General features: G+C 72.6%; 13 protein-coding genes and 1 pseudogene. 11 read left to right on the top strand and 3 right to left on the bottom strand.

Annotation, left to right across the window (positions count from 1 at the left end):
• Window positions 1-8 precede the first annotated feature (8 nt).
• The 8 genes from ACFVU9_RS24710 to ACFVU9_RS24745 all read left to right on the top strand — a co-directional run bounded on the left by ACFVU9_RS24710 (window position 9) and on the right by ACFVU9_RS24745 (window position 7,115).
• Window positions 9-1,346 (top strand): L-fuconate dehydratase, encoded by a 1,338-nt coding sequence (locus tag ACFVU9_RS24710; protein ID WP_387596759.1) that lies wholly within the window; start codon window positions 9-11, stop codon window positions 1,344-1,346.
• Window positions 1,343-2,107: an SDR family NAD(P)-dependent oxidoreductase gene (locus ACFVU9_RS24715; protein WP_387596762.1), complete on the top strand. Its 765-nt coding sequence runs from the start codon at window positions 1,343-1,345 to the stop codon at window positions 2,105-2,107. The genes ACFVU9_RS24710 and ACFVU9_RS24715 overlap by 4 nt, the downstream gene beginning before the upstream one ends.
• The gene (locus ACFVU9_RS24720) at window positions 2,104-3,102 is read left to right on the top strand and encodes an aldo/keto reductase (protein WP_387596765.1); all 999 of its coding nucleotides are present in this window, start codon (window positions 2,104-2,106) and stop codon (window positions 3,100-3,102) included. The genes ACFVU9_RS24715 and ACFVU9_RS24720 overlap by 4 nt, the downstream gene beginning before the upstream one ends.
• Window positions 3,102-3,842 (top strand): (Fe-S)-binding protein, encoded by a 741-nt coding sequence (locus ACFVU9_RS24725; RefSeq protein WP_387596768.1) that lies wholly within the window; start codon window positions 3,102-3,104, stop codon window positions 3,840-3,842. Before ACFVU9_RS24720 ends, ACFVU9_RS24725 begins: the two co-directional genes overlap by 1 nt.
• Complete coding sequence (locus tag ACFVU9_RS24730) at window positions 3,839-5,323, top strand: LutB/LldF family L-lactate oxidation iron-sulfur protein (protein WP_387596771.1); 1,485 nt, start codon at window positions 3,839-3,841, stop codon at window positions 5,321-5,323. The genes ACFVU9_RS24725 and ACFVU9_RS24730 overlap by 4 nt, the downstream gene beginning before the upstream one ends.
• Window positions 5,320-6,000: a lactate utilization protein C gene (locus ACFVU9_RS24735; RefSeq protein ID WP_387596774.1), complete on the top strand. Its 681-nt coding sequence runs from the start codon at window positions 5,320-5,322 to the stop codon at window positions 5,998-6,000. The genes ACFVU9_RS24730 and ACFVU9_RS24735 overlap by 4 nt, the downstream gene beginning before the upstream one ends.
• Window positions 5,997-6,308, top strand: a complete 312-nt coding sequence (locus ACFVU9_RS24740; RefSeq protein WP_387596777.1) for an L-rhamnose mutarotase — start codon at window positions 5,997-5,999, stop codon at window positions 6,306-6,308. The genes ACFVU9_RS24735 and ACFVU9_RS24740 overlap by 4 nt, the downstream gene beginning before the upstream one ends.
• A 96-nt stretch (window positions 6,309-6,404) precedes the next feature.
• Window positions 6,405-7,115, top strand: coding sequence for a FadR/GntR family transcriptional regulator (locus tag ACFVU9_RS24745; RefSeq protein WP_380449036.1), 711 nt, complete (start codon window positions 6,405-6,407; stop codon window positions 7,113-7,115).
• 50 nt (window positions 7,116-7,165) lie between these two features.
• Here ACFVU9_RS24745 and ACFVU9_RS24750 read toward each other — a convergent pair whose 3' ends face one another.
• Window positions 7,166-7,702 carry an NAD(P)H-dependent oxidoreductase gene (locus ACFVU9_RS24750; protein ID WP_387596780.1) on the bottom strand — a complete coding sequence of 179 codons (537 nt, stop codon included), beginning with the start codon at window positions 7,700-7,702 and terminating at the stop codon, window positions 7,166-7,168.
• Between the two features lie 148 nt (window positions 7,703-7,850).
• Between ACFVU9_RS24750 and ACFVU9_RS24755 the strand changes: the two genes are divergently transcribed.
• Together ACFVU9_RS24755 and ACFVU9_RS24760 are read left to right on the top strand one after the other, a co-directional pair.
• Window positions 7,851-8,441, top strand: a complete 591-nt coding sequence (locus ACFVU9_RS24755; protein WP_387596783.1) for a TetR/AcrR family transcriptional regulator — start codon at window positions 7,851-7,853, stop codon at window positions 8,439-8,441.
• A 399-nt stretch (window positions 8,442-8,840) separates the two neighbouring features.
• Complete coding sequence (locus tag ACFVU9_RS24760) at window positions 8,841-10,853, top strand: alpha-L-fucosidase (RefSeq protein WP_387596786.1); 2,013 nt, start codon at window positions 8,841-8,843, stop codon at window positions 10,851-10,853.
• A 74-nt stretch (window positions 10,854-10,927) separates the two neighbouring features.
• On the opposite strand, the pseudogene ACFVU9_RS24765 reads toward ACFVU9_RS24760, so the two are convergent.
• Window positions 10,928-11,155 (bottom strand): annotated as a pseudogene (locus tag ACFVU9_RS24765) (sugar ABC transporter substrate-binding protein); the annotation flags it as partial.
• 207 nt (window positions 11,156-11,362) lie between these two features.
• On the opposite strand from ACFVU9_RS24765, the gene ACFVU9_RS24770 reads away from it, so the two are divergent.
• Window positions 11,363-13,312 carry a beta-galactosidase trimerization domain-containing protein gene (locus tag ACFVU9_RS24770; protein WP_387596789.1) on the top strand — a complete coding sequence of 650 codons (1,950 nt, stop codon included), beginning with the start codon at window positions 11,363-11,365 and terminating at the stop codon, window positions 13,310-13,312.
• 21 nt (window positions 13,313-13,333) lie between these two features.
• On the opposite strand, the gene ACFVU9_RS24775 is transcribed toward ACFVU9_RS24770, so the two are convergent.
• Entirely contained in the window at window positions 13,334-13,708 is a 375-nt protein-coding gene (locus ACFVU9_RS24775; protein ID WP_387596793.1) for an ROK family protein, read from the bottom strand.
• Between the last annotated feature and the right edge of the window lie 108 nt (window positions 13,709-13,816).

Here is a 13,816-nt window from a genome sequence, read left to right on the forward strand (position 1 = left end):
GCAACCCCTTGTCCGCAACCACTGCGCGGATCACCGCCGTCGACACCTACGACATCCGCTTCCCCACCTCGCGGGAGCTGGACGGGTCCGACGCGATGAACCCCGACCCCGACTACTCCGCCGCCTACGTCGTCCTGCGGACCTCCGACGGCGGCCCCGAGGGCCACGGCTTCACCTTCACCATCGGACGCGGCAACGACGTCCAGGTGGCCGCCATCGACGCGCTCCGCCCGCACGTCCTCGGGCGCCCGGTCGCCGAGCTCTGCGCCGACCCCGGATCGCTCTACCACGACCTGATCGGCGACAGCCAGCTGCGCTGGCTCGGCCCCGAGAAGGGCGTGATGCACATGGCCATCGGCGCCGTCGTCAACGCCGTCTGGGACCTCGCCGCCAAGGCGGAGGGCAAGCCGCTGTGGCAGCTGCTCGCCGACGCCGACCCCGCCTGGCTCGTCTCCCAGGTCGACTTCCGCTACATCGCCGACGCCATCACCCCCGACGAGGCCCTGGAGCTGCTGACCAAGGGCAAGGAGGGCGCCGCCGAACGCGCCGCCCGGCTCCTCGAGCGCGGCTACCCCGCCTACACCACCTCCCCCGGCTGGCTCGGCTACTCCGACGAGAAGCTCACCCGCCTCGCCAAGGCGGCCATCGCCGACGGCTTCACCCAGATCAAGCTCAAGGTCGGCGCCGACCTCGCCGACGACATCCGCCGCTGCCGCGCCGCCCGCGCCGCCGTCGGACCCGACATCCGGATGGCCATCGACGCCAACCAGCGCTGGAACGTCGGCGAGGCCATCGAGTGGACCAACGCCCTCGCCGAGTTCGACCCGTACTGGATCGAGGAGCCCACCAGCCCCGACGACGTCCTCGGCCACGCCAGCGTCCGCCGCGGCGTCCACCCGGTCAAGGTCGCCACCGGCGAGCACGTGCAGAACCGCATCGTGTTCAAGCAGCTGCTCCAAGCCGACGCGATCGACGTCCTCCAGCTGGACTCCGCGCGGGTCGGCGGCGTCAACGAGAACCTCGCCATCCTCCTGCTCGCCGCGAAGTTCGGCGTCCCGGTGTGCCCGCACGCCGGCGGCGTGGGCCTGTGCGAGCTCGTCCAGCACCTGTCCATGTTCGACTACGTGGCGCTCACCGGCACCACCGAGGACCGCGTCATCGAGTTCGTCGACCACCTCCACGAGCACTTCCTCGACCCCGTGGTGATCACCGACGGCCACTACCGCGCGCCCACCGCGCCCGGGTTCTCCGCCGCCATGCACCAGTCCGCACTGGACACCTACCACTACCCGCGCGGTACGTTCTGGGCCGCCGAACTGACGCAGACGGAGGAGGCGAGCGCATGACGACCGCAGAACTCGGCGGACTGACGGCGCTCGTCACCGGCGGCGCCTCCGGGATCGGCCTCGCCACCGCGTCCCTGCTCGCGGAGCGCGGCGCCCGCGTGGCCGTCCTCGACCTCGACCCGTCGGGGGTGAAGGAGCCGCTGCTGGGCTTCACCGCCGACGTCAGCGACGACGCCTCCGTGCGCGACGGCGTCCGGGCGGCGGCCGAGGCCCTCGGCGGGATCGACATCCTGGTCAACAACGCGGGCATCGGCGCGATCGGAACCGTGGAGGACAACCTCGACGAGCAGTGGCACCGCGTCCTCGACGTCAACCTGCTCGGCGTCGTGCGCACCACCCGGGCCGCCCTTCCGCACCTGCGCCGCTCGACCCGGGCCGCGGTGGTGAACACCTGCTCCATCGCCGCCACCGCCGGCCTGCCCCAGCGCGCGCTCTACTCGGCCAGCAAGGGCGCCGTGCTCTCGCTCACCCTGGCCATGGCCGCCGACCACGTCCGCGAGGGCATCCGGGTCAACTGCGTCAACCCCGGCACCGTGGACACCCCGTGGGTCGGACGGCTGCTGGACTCCGCGGACGACCCGGCCGCCGAGCGCGCGGCACTCGACAGCCGCCAGCCGCACGGCCGCCTGGTCACCGCCGAGGAGGTCGCCGCCGCCGTCGCCTACCTGGCCTCCCCGGCCGCCGGCAGCGTCACCGGCACGGCCCTGCAGGTCGACGGCGGCATGGCGGGCCTGCGCCTGCGGCCGGAGCCGCGGCCGTGACCCCGCGCACCCGGCCGCTGGGCCGCAGCGCCGTGGAGGTGGGCGAACTCGCCTTCGGCGCCGCGGGTATCGGCAACCTGTTCACACCGGTGTCCGACGCCGACGCCGAAGCGGCCGTCGCCGCCGCCTGGGAGTCCGGTGTCCGCTACTTCGACACCGCCCCGCACTACGGCCTGGGCCTGTCCGAGCGTCGGCTCGGTCGGGCCCTGGCCGGGTTCCCCCGGCACGAGTACACGCTGTCCACCAAGGTCGGCCGCCTGCTGCGGCCGGCCCCGGAGCCGGCCGGCGACGACCTCGCCAACGGCTTCGCCGTCCCCGCCACCCACCGCCGGATCTGGGACTTCAGCGCCGTGGGCGTCCGCCGGTCGATCGAGGACAGCCTGGAGCGGCTCGGCCTGGACCGGATCGACGTCGTCTACCTCCACGACCCCGACGACCACGCGGAGCAGGCGCTCGGCGAGGCCTACCCCGAACTGGCCCGGCTGCGCGACGAGGGCATGGTCGGCGCCATCGGCGTCGGGATGAACCAGGCCGAGCTCCTCGCCCGCTTCATCCGCGAAACCGACCTCGACGCCGTCCTCCTGGCCGGCCGCTACAGCCTGCTCGACCAGCGCGGGCTCACCGAGCTGCTGCCGCTCGCCGCCGAACGCGGCGTCGGCGTCGTGATCGGCGGCGTCTTCAACTCCGGCCTGCTCGCCGACCCGCGCCCCGGTGCCACCTTCGACTACGCCGCCGCGCCCGAGGAACTCCTCACGCGGGCGCTCGACCTCAAGGCCGTCTGCGAGCAGCACGGCGTGCCGCTGCGCGCAGCGGCACTGCGCTTCCCGTTCGGACACCCCGCCGTGGCGAGCGTCCTGGTCGGCACCCGCAGCGCTGCCGAAGTCCGGGACTCCGCCGCGATGCTGCGCCACCCGGTGCCCGCCGCGCTCTGGACCGAACTCAAGGACCGCGGGCTGCTTCCCGCGGACGTACCGACCCCGGAGGGCACCGGCTGATGCGCGTCGCGCTCTTCATCACGTGTTTCAACGACACGATGTTCCCCGGCACCGGCCGGGCCGTCGTGAGCGTCCTCGAACGGCTGGGCCACACCGTCGAGTTCCCCATGGAACAGACCTGCTGCGGGCAGATGCACGTCAACACCGGCTATCCGGCGGAGGCCGCGCCGCTGGTGACCCGCTTCGCGCGCGCCTTCGGCGAGTACGACGCCGTCGTCACCCCGTCCGCCTCCTGCGCCGGCCTCGTCCGGGACCACCACCCCGTCCTCGCCGAGGAGTACGGCTCCCCGGAGCTGCGCCGACAGGTCGCCGAACTGGCGCCCCGGGTACACGAGTTCACCGAGTTCCTGACCGACGTCCTCGGCGTCACCGACGTCGGCGCCCGCTTCCCGCACCGCGTCACCTACCACCCCACCTGCCACTCGCTGCGCGCACTGCGCCTCGGCGACCGCCCGCAACGGCTGCTCCGGGCGGTCGAGGACCTCGACCTGGTCGAGCTCCCGGCCGCCGAGTCGTGCTGCGGCTTCGGCGGCACCTTCGCCGTCAAGAACTCCGCCACCTCCGGCGCGATGCTCGCCGACAAGGTGAAGGCCGTCCTCGGGACGGGCGCCGAATTCCTGTGTACGGCCGACAACTCCTGTCTGATGCACATCGGCGGCGGCCTGTCCCGGCAGGGCGCGGCGGTGCGGACCATGCACCTGGCCGAGATCCTCGCCGGCACCGAAGGAGTGAGAACGTGACCGCCCCCGGCGACCGCGGAGTGGTCTGGCTGGGCTCACCGTCCTTCCCCGACGCCGCCCGCGAGGCCCTCGGCGACACCCGGCTGCGGGCCAACCTGAAGCGGGCGACGACCGTCATCCGCGACAAGCGGCTCGCCGTCGCCTCGGAGCTGGACGACTGGGAGGCGCTGCGCGACGCCGCCGACGCCGTCAAGACGCGGACCCTGCGCCACCTCGACCACCACCTCCTCCGGCTGGAGGAGTCGGTCACCGCGGCGGGCGGGACGGTGCACTGGGCCGCCGACGCCGCCGAGGCCAACCGCATCGTCACCGAGCTGGTGCGCGCCACCGGCGAGCGCGAGGTCGTGAAGGTCAAGTCGATGGCCACCCAGGAGATCGGGCTCAACGAGGCGCTCGCCGAGGCCGGCATCACCGCCTACGAGACGGACCTCGCCGAACTGATCGTCCAGCTCGGCGACGACCGCCCCTCCCACATCCTGGTCCCGGCGATCCACCGCAACCGCACCGAGGTCCGCGACCTGTTCACCGAGCGGATGGGCGAGTGGGGGCAGCCGGCCCCCGAGGGGCTCACCGACGAGCCCGCCGAGCTCGCCGAGGCCGCCCGCCGGCACCTGCGGGAGAAGTTCCTCCGCGCGAAGGTCGCCGTCTCCGGCGCCAACTTCGCCGTCGCCGACACCGGCACCGTCGTCGTGGTCGAGTCCGAGGGCAACGGCCGGATGTGCCTGACCCTGCCCGAGACCCTGATCACCGTCATGGGCATCGAGAAGGTCGTGCCCACCTGGACCGACCTGGAGGTGTTCCTCCAGCTGCTGCCCCGCTCCTCCACCGGCGAGCGGATGAACCCGTACACCTCCACCTGGACCGGCATCACGGAGTCCGACGGCCCGTCGGCGTTCCACCTCGTGCTGCTCGACAACGGCCGCACCGACACCCTCGCCGACACCGTCGGCCGCCAGGCCCTTGCCTGCATCCGCTGCTCCGCCTGCCTCAACGTCTGCCCGGTCTTCGAGCGCACCGGCGGACACGCCTACGGCTCGGTCTACCCGGGGCCGATCGGCGCCGTGCTGACCCCGCAGCTGGTCGGCGTCGGCAGTGACACTCAAAGCAGCGCTGCCAGCCTGCCGTTCGCCTCCACCCTGTGCGGGGCGTGCTACGACGCCTGCCCGGTGAAGATCGACATTCCGAAGCTGCTGGTCCACCTGCGGGCCTCGGCGGTCCGGGCCAAGCGGAGCACCGGGCGCCTAGCCGGCGCGGAGGCACTCGCGATGAAGGCGGCCGCCACCGTCCTCGACTCCCCCGCGCTGCTGACCGCCGCCCAGAAGGCGGCCTCGCTAGGCGGCCGGGCCCTCGCCCGGAACGGACGGATCGGCCGGCTGCCCGGCCCCGGCCCCCTGGGTGCCTGGTCCGCCGAACGGGACACCCCCGCGCCGCCCGCCGAGTCGTTCCGCGCCTGGTGGCGCAAGAACCGGGAGGGAAAGTGACGAGCACCCGCGAGGCCGTCCTCGCCCGGATCCGCGCCGCCCTCGCGGACGTCCCCGCCGACGAGGGCCCGGACGACGTCCCCGTCCCCCGTGACTACCGGCGCGGCCACACCGCCCCCGGCGAGGACCTCACGGCGCTGTTCGCCGAGCGGGTCGCCGACTACCGGGCCACCGTCACCCGGACCGACCCGGCCGGCCTGCCGGGGGCCATCGCCGCCGCCCTCACCGCGCGCGGAGCCACGCGCCTGGCGGTGCCCGACGGCTTCCCCCACGAGCTCCTGCCACCCGGGAACCGGGAATGGCACCGGGAGCCCCTCGACGTCCCCGCCCTGGACGCCCTGGACGGCGCCGTCACCCTCGCCGCCGTCGGCATCGCCGTCACCGGCACGATCGTCCTGGACACCGGGCCGGGCCAGGGCAGGCGCGCGCTCACCCTCGTCCCCGACTACCACCTGTGCGTCGTCCGCGCCGAGCAGATCGTCGACGACGTCCCCGCGGCGCTGGCGCGCCTGGACCCGCGCCTGCCGTTGACCTTCGTCTCCGGCCCCTCCGCGACCAGCGACATCGAACTCACCCGGGTCGAGGGCGTGCACGGGCCCCGGACCCTGGACGTGATCATCGTCGAGCCCGTCGGCACCACCGGCCCGCCCCACCCCGAACACCCGGAGCAGTCATGAGGATCGCCCTGCACACCCGCGTCCGCGAGGACCGGATCGAGGAGTACGAGGCCGCGCACCGCGAGGTACCGGCCGAACTCACCGACGCCATCAGGGCCGCCGGCGTGACCTCCTGGACCATCTGGCGCAGCGGGTCCGAGCTGTTCCACCTGCTGGAGTGCGCGGACTACGCCCGGCTGCTCGCCGAGCTGGAGTACCTCCCGGTCAACATCGCCTGGCAGGCGCGGATGGCCGAGCTCCTCGACGTCGTCCACGACTACTCCGAGGCGGGCGGCGCGGCCGGGCTCCCCGTCGTGTGGGAGCTGTGACGACCGTCCGGGGCGGCCGCGGTGCTTCCGGGCACCGCGGCCGCCCCGGGCGGAACCCGTATGCTGCGAAGATCAGATGACCAGGAGGGCGTAGTCGTGCCAGTCACCGACGAGGCGATCGAGAAGATCAAGGCCATGATCGTGAGCGGTGAGCTCCGCCCCGGTGAGCGCCTGCCGAAGGAGGCCGACCTCGCGGACCGGCTCGGCCTCTCCCGCAACTCCCTGCGGGAGGCGGTCAAGGCCCTCTCGCTCATCCGGGTGCTCGACGTGCGTCAGGGCGACGGGACGTACGTCACCAGCCTGGAGCCCGAAGTCCTGCTGGACGCGCTGGGATTCGTCGTCGACTTCCACCAGGACAACACGGTCCTGGAGTTCCTGGAGGTCCGCCGCATCCTGGAGCCGGCCGCCACCGCGATGGCCGCCCGGGTCATGTCCGACGAGGACATCGCCGCCCTGCGCGACATGCTGGAGGGCCTGCCCGAGGACGCGTCGCTCGACGAACTCATCGCCAACGACCTGGAGTTCCACCACCTGATCGCGGCCGGGTCGGGCAACACCGTGCTCTGCTCGCTGATCGACGGCCTGTCCGGCCCCACCACGCGCGCACGGATCTGGCGCGGGCTGACGGAGGAGGACGCGGTGGCCCGCACCCGCCAGCAGCACCGCGCCATCCTCGACGCCATCGCCCGCCGCATGCCCGAGGTCGCCCACGCCTGGGCGACCGCACACGTCGCCGGGGTCGAACAGTGGCTGCGCGACACCCTCGGCAAGGCGGAGTCGCACCTCTGGGCCGACCAGGAGGTGTGACCGGCCCGGCGGCGTCGGAAGGAACGAGCGGTCGCCCGCCCGGCACGTTCTCAGGCGGCGAGCAAGGTGCGGTACTGCTCGGCGTGGGCCTTGAGTTCCACGTCGGAGACCAGGCGGGCGCCGAACAGCACGAGGGGCTCGGCGAGCCGCATGCCCGTCAGGTGGGCCGTGGCGTCCAGCGGGGCCATCAGCTGCGCCATGGTGAAGCGGTTTCGGCCCTCGGGCGCGTAGGCCTCCTCGGGTGCGCCGGTGGAGGTGACCAGCTGGAGGGTCTTGCCGTGCAACGCGGTGCCGCCGGTGCCGTAGGCGAACCCGTACGCCAGCACCTCGTCGATCCAGGTCTTGAGCACGGCCGGCACCGAGTACCAGTGCCAGGGGAACTGCCAGACGATCCGGTCGTGCGCGCGCAGCAGCGCCTGCTCGCGCTCGACGTCGATCCGCCCGTCGGGGTAGGCGGCGGACAGGTCGTGCACGGTGACGTGGTCCAGGTCCCGGACCGCGTCGGCCAGGCCGACCGTGATCCGGGAGGAGCCCGGGTCGGGGTGCGCGACGACGACCAGGGTGCGCGGCGTGGCGGGGCGGTTCATGTCCTGGTGCTCCCTCGGTGGGTGCGGCGGTCAATGTGACGGATCGTTCCGTCACCCATGTTGTGACGGAACGATCCGTCTGTCAAAGTTGCGGCTGAGGACGGCCGGATCGGATCGCAGCACCAGCACCAGCCCCCAGGAGGAAGCCATGGCCCGCAGGACGGCACAGGAGAACCGGCGGCACGTCCTGGACGTGGCGGGCGACCTCTACTACCAGCGCGGCATCCGCGCGGTCGGCATGGACCTGGTGGTCAAGGAGAGCGGCGTCGGCAACGCGACCGTCTACCGCCAGTTCCCCACCAAGGACGCCCTCGCCACCGCCTACGTGGAGGACCGGGCGGAGCGCTGGCTGGCCGGCCTGCGCGAGGCCGCCGACCAGGTGGCCGAGCCGCGCGAGAAGCTGGTCGCGGTCTTCGCGGCGGTCACCGGCCACACCGGGCGGGACGGCTTCCGGGGCTGCCCGATGCTCAACACCAACACCGAGTTCCCCGATCCCGAGCACCCTGCCAACCAGGTCGCCAAGGCCCACAAGCTGCAGCTCCGCGACTGGCTGCGCGACCTGGCCGCCGACGCCCGCGCCGCCGACCCCGAGCAGCTCGCCGACGAGCTCCTGCTGGTCCTCAACGGCGCCTACGCCACCGCCACCGTCCTCGGCCCCGACGGTCCCGCCCGCCGCACCACCGACCTGGCCCGGCGCCTGGTGCACAGTGCCTGCCCCACCCCGGACGGCGCCGCCTGAGATCGTGTCGGGCCGGCGGGTGACCTCTCGCCCTTGAGGCCGCCGGCGGGGAGGGTGGGCCCTTACGACCCGCCCGCACCGGATTGATCCGATGACTAAGCATCCTCCGGGCCACCCCATCTGCAAGGCCGAGCCGACGGAGAAGCGGAACAGTGCCGCAAGCCCAGTCGGCCAGGGGCACATATCATCACGTTGACCTGCTGATTCTCCCCAATTCAGAGCAGACTGCCCGCCTTCTTGAGAACGTTCACCCGCTCCCGGCATGAACGCGGAGCGGCCTTGATTCATCCGACATATCGCCGTCAGATGTCTTGACACGCCACTCCGTGCGCCGCCATACATGTACCTGACTCGCCAGGCCACTCCCTTTGCGAGCATTCCAGGACATATGGAGCATCCATGCCACGATCCATCAGCCGGAGAAGCATGCTCACCGGCCTGGCAGTTGCCACCGCCGCCACGGTCATCGGACCCGTCGGCAGCCGGGCCGAGGCCGCCGCGACCGGGGACGCCGTGACCGCTGACGCCGCGACCGGAGGCGCCGCGCTGCCCCTCGTCCCGCTGCGCGTCCCGAAGCTCGACCAGGGGGCCTGGCAGCAGCCGGACAGCAAGATCCAGTGGATGCGCGACAACAAGGTGTCCATGTTCATCCACTGGGGTGTCTACTCGGCAGCGGCCCAGGGTGAGTGGAACATGTTCTACTCGAAGACCGCGCCGACCTCCTACCGGGCGCAGTGGGCCGGCTCGTTCGCGAGCCAGTCCCAGTCCTACGACCCCGCCGCCTGGGCGCAGCTGGCCAAGGACCTCGGCGCCGCCGAAGTCGTCCTGACCACCCGTCACCACGAGGGGTTCGCCCTGTGGCCCAGCGGCCACCCCAATGCCTGGACCACCGGCTCCGCCCCCTTCCCGGCCGGCACGGACTTCGTCAAGGGCTACGTGAACGCCGTGCGCGCGGCGGGCCTGCGGGTCGGGCTCTACTACTCGCCGATCGACTGGCGCTACCCCGGCTACTACGACGTGAGCGGCTCGAAGCCGCCGAGCCCCGCGCTCACCTCCGACTGCGTGCTGCCGAACAGCGTGTACCCGTGGAACTACGAGGGCTCGGATCCGGCCGGCTTCGACTACCACGAGAACGCCCGGATCATGAAGAACGAGGTGTACCAGTCCGTGAAGGAGCTGGTCACCGACTACGGCGCGATCGACGACATCTGGTGGGACGGCGGCTGGCTGGCGCAGCAGGGCACCGACGCGTCGGGGTCGTTCTTCTGGGAGCCCGGTCAGTACCGGGACGGCGGCAACGGCTGGCAGGTGGACGCCGCGTACGGCGACACCGAGACGGGCACCGGCAGGCCGCTGGGCCTCACCGGCGTGCTGCGCCGGCACCAGCCGAACGCCGTGTCCAACTCCCGCTCGGGATGGGTGGGCGACTACGACCTCGACGAGGGCTCCGGCGTGCCGAGCGGTCCGATCCGGTACGGCCGCCTGGTCCAGAAGACGTTCAGCGTCGGCGGGAGCTGGGGGTACAGCGGCAACTCCGCCATGCCCTTCTCCCAAGCGCTGGGCCTGTTCGTCAACTCCTTCGTCCGCGACATGTCCGTGCTCGTCAACGTCGGCCCGGACGCGACCGGTACGGTCCCGAGCACGCAGGCCGCGGTGATCCGTCAGCTCGGCGGGTTCATGAACGCCAACCGGGAGGCCGTGTACAACACCCGCGGCGGCCCGTGGAACCCGGTGGACGGCCAGTACGGCTTCACCTTCGCCGACCGGACCGTCTACGCACACCTGCTGGCCGGGTACAACGGCGGCAGCAGCTTCACGACGCCGTCCCTGGGCGACGCGAACGTCACCTCGGTCTACGACGTGGTCTCCAAGAGCGCGCTGTCCTTCGGCTCGGCGAGCGGGAACGCCGTCACCATCACGGGCATCGACCGCACCCGCTACCCCGACGACACGGTCGTGGCGATCGTGCTCGACCGCCCGGTGGTGCCGACGGACATCGCCCGCGGCTGCCCGGCCACGGCCGACGGTTCGGAGACCTCGCACGGGAACGTTCCGGCCAACGCGTTCGACGGGGACACCTCCAGCCGCTGGTGCGCGGCCGACGGGAACACCGGCCACTGGCTGCAGGCCGACCTCGGCTCGGTGCGGCCGGTCACGGGCGCGCGGATCGCCTGGGAACTGCCGGGGCACGCCTACCAGTTCCGGATCGACGGTTCCGCCGACGGGTCCACCTGGTCGACGCTCGCCGACCTGACCGGGAACTCCTCCGCCGTCCAGGTGCAGACCGCGACGTTCACGGCCCGGACCCGCTACGTCCGGGTGACCGTCACCGGTGGTGTGAACGCTAACACGTGGGCGTCGATCCGCTCGCTGGAAGTCTACGACCGCGCCTTCCTGGACCCGTCCCTCTAGGATCCTTCCCCGCCGCTTGACCAACGCGTGTGGCGCCCGCCCGAGGACGGGCGCCACACACTTCGATCGGCGTGTCACGTGCCCAGGTTGTTACCCCAGAGGGTCTTGTCGTCGACGTTGTCCTTCGTCACCAAGGACACGGGCAGCTGGTCCTCCAGCCCGTTGGGCAGGGCGACGATGGTCGACTGGTGGTCGGTCGGACCCGGCTTGAACGTCTTGCCGTCGACAGCGGCCTGCGCGTAGAACAGCGCGTACTTCGCGTACCGGTCGGCGGGTCGGGAGACGGTGGCGTCGATGTCGCCGACGACAAGTAGAGGCATCCGATGACTCACAAACGTGACATCGGGATTTCGGCCATATCTTCGCGGTATGGCCGGTGAAATACGGCCATTCATCGGATGTATCATGCCCGAATCCCTGGACTCCTCGGCGCCCACGGCCTATAAATCCATCCCATGACCCCACGCGATGTGAACGCTCACACCCTCCGCCGTTTCCCTCGCCGGACCGTGCACCTGGACTTTCACACCGGCCCCGACATCCCCGACGTGGGACGCGACTTCGACCCGGTGACCTTCGCCCGGGCCTTCCGCGACGCCCACGTCGACAGCGTGACCGTCTTCGCCAAGTGCCACCACGGCCACCTCTACTACGGGACCGACCGGCCGGAACGCCACCCCGGGCTCGCCCCCGGCCTCGACCTGCTCGCCGAGCAGGTCGAGGCCCTGCACGCCGTGGGCATCCGCGCACCGATCTACCTGTCCCTCCAGGTCGACGAGTTCGCCGCCCGGGAGCACCCGGAGTGGATCGCGCACGGCGAGGACCTGAAGCTCGCCCGCTGGAGCACCTCGGCCTTCGAGGCGGCCTGGAACATCCTCGACATGTCCAGCCCCTACGCCGACTACTTCGCCGATCAACTGGACGAGGTGCTCCGGCGCTTCGCCCCGGTCGACGGCATCTTCATCGACATGTGCTGGAACCAGCCCAGCGCGAGCCGCTGGGCAGTGGACGGGATGCGCCGCGAGGGGCTGGACCCGGCCGACGCGGACCACCGGAACCGCTACGCGAACCTCGTGGCCCGGCGCTACATGGCACGCTACTCCGCGATGGTGGAGAAGGCCCTTCCCGCGGACGCCGCCCAGAGCGTCTGGTTCAACAGCCGGCCCAAGACCGGACTGCCCGAGGAGCGCCAGTTCATCCGGCACGTCGAGATCGAGGGCCTGCCCACCGGCGGCTGGGGCTACGCGTTCCTCCCGTACGTGGCGCGCTTCGTCCGCCCCATGGGACTGCCCGTCCTCAGCCACACCGGGCGGTTCCACGAGAGCTGGGGGGACAACGCCGCCCTCAAGCCCCGGGCGGCGCTGCTGTACGAGACCAGCCAGATGCTGAGCCACGGTCTGACCAGCGGCGTGGGCGACGTGCTGCACCCGCGGGGCGTCGCCGCTCCGGCGGTGTACGAGCTCATCGGCTCGGTCTACGGGCACATCGAGGAGTGCGAGCCCTTCCTCGACGGCGGCCGGGTCGTCAGCGAGGTCGCCGTGGTCACCGACCCCGGCCTCGGCGACAACCCGGGCGCGAGCAACATCGGCGCCGTCCGGGCGCTGCAACAGCTCCGGGCGCAGTTCGACGTGGTCCCGCCGACGGCCGACCTGAGCGGGTACCGGGCGGTCGTCGTGCCCGAGACCACGACGGTCGACGACGCCCTGGCGGAGCGCCTGCACACGTACCGGCGGGCCGGCGGCGCCGTGCTGCTGGTCGGGCCGGCGCTGCTCAGGAACGGCACCGAGCCCGCCCTCCCCGACCTCCCGGTCGAGGGGCTCGCACCCGCGCCGGCCGGTGAGGTGTTCCTCGCCTGCCAGGGCGTTCCCGGGGTCCCGGAGGACTTCCCGGTCATCAGCCACGGCTCCCGGCTGACCGCCCGGGCACTGCCCGGCGCCGAGGTCCTGGCCCGGGTGGTGGCGCCCTACTTCCCGCGGTCCTGGGACCGGTTCTGCGGTCACTCCTACACTCCCCCGGCCGACCCGACCGACGAGGCGGCCGTCGTCGTCGGCGACGGGGTGGCCGCGGTGACCGTGTCGCTGCTGGAGGCCTTCCACGAGCACGGCCTGGAGACGTACCGTCGGCTGCTCGGCGCCGCCCTGGACCGGCTCCTGCCGGACCCGCTCGTCCGTGCCGGCGGGCCGGTCCACCTGGAGACCACCGTGAAGCGCACCGCCGCAGGCACCGTGGTGCACCTGATCAGCTTCGTCCCGTCCCGGGAGACCCCGGAGCTCGACCTGGTGCACGACCCGTTCCCGCTGGTCGACGTGCCGGTCGCCGTCCGGCTCGCCGCCGCCCCGCGCTCGGTGCGGCTCCAGCCGGCCGGGCTGGAGCTGCCCTGGGAGTACGACGGCGAGTACGTCCACGTGCGGGTCACCACCGGGGACGGCCACGCGATGATCGTGGCCGAGCACGACTGACCGCGGGGTACGGGCCCCGGATCACCCGGCGGGCAGCAGCAACGGGTCCGCCATGATCCGGCGCACCGTCGTCAGCGCCGCGCCAAGCAGCGGGCCGCGCCGACCGAGCGCGGACGGGCGCAGCGCCTCCGGGGCCCAGGGCCGCACCGTGACCCGGGCGGCCAACTCGGCGCGCACGGACGGCAGCAGCCAGTCGGCGAGTTCGGCGTAGGCACCGCCGAGGACCAGGCCGTCCGGGTCGATGAGCTCCACGGCGGACGCGAGGGCGAGCCCCAGGGCCTGCCCCGCCCGGTCCAGCGCCCGCAGGGTGGGCTCGTGCCCGGCGGCCGCCCGCTCGGCGAGCAGCGCGACCGGGTCGGCCGGGCGGTGGGGGGGGGGCGGCGCCCCCCGCCCCACCCGCAAACGCCGCCGGCGGGGGGCCCGGCGCCTGCCGGGTGCCGGGGCGGTTCAGCGGGCGGCGGCCAGGGCCTCCAGGGTGGGGACCATGGCGGCGGGGGTGGGGAG

This window comes from Kitasatospora sp. NPDC057936, from assembly GCF_042887525.1.
GTDB lineage: Bacteria > Actinomycetota > Actinomycetes > Streptomycetales > Streptomycetaceae > Kitasatospora.

What these genes read in the sequence shown, in the direction of transcription:
- ACFVU9_RS24715 (WP_387596762.1), top strand. Translation starts at nt 1,343, where the DNA reads ATGACGACCGCAGAACTCGGCGGACTGACGGCGCTCGTCACCGGCGGC.
- ACFVU9_RS24725 (WP_387596768.1), top strand. Translation starts at nt 3,102, where the DNA reads ATGCGCGTCGCGCTCTTCATCACGTGTTTCAACGACACGATGTTCCCC.
- ACFVU9_RS24740 (WP_387596777.1), top strand. Translation starts at nt 5,997, where the DNA reads ATGAGGATCGCCCTGCACACCCGCGTCCGCGAGGACCGGATCGAGGAG.
- ACFVU9_RS24750 (WP_387596780.1), bottom strand. Translation starts at nt 7,702, where the DNA reads ATGAACCGCCCCGCCACGCCGCGCACCCTGGTCGTCGTCGCGCACCCC.
- ACFVU9_RS24755 (WP_387596783.1), top strand. Translation starts at nt 7,851, where the DNA reads ATGGCCCGCAGGACGGCACAGGAGAACCGGCGGCACGTCCTGGACGTG.
- ACFVU9_RS24760 (WP_387596786.1), top strand. Translation starts at nt 8,841, where the DNA reads ATGCCACGATCCATCAGCCGGAGAAGCATGCTCACCGGCCTGGCAGTT.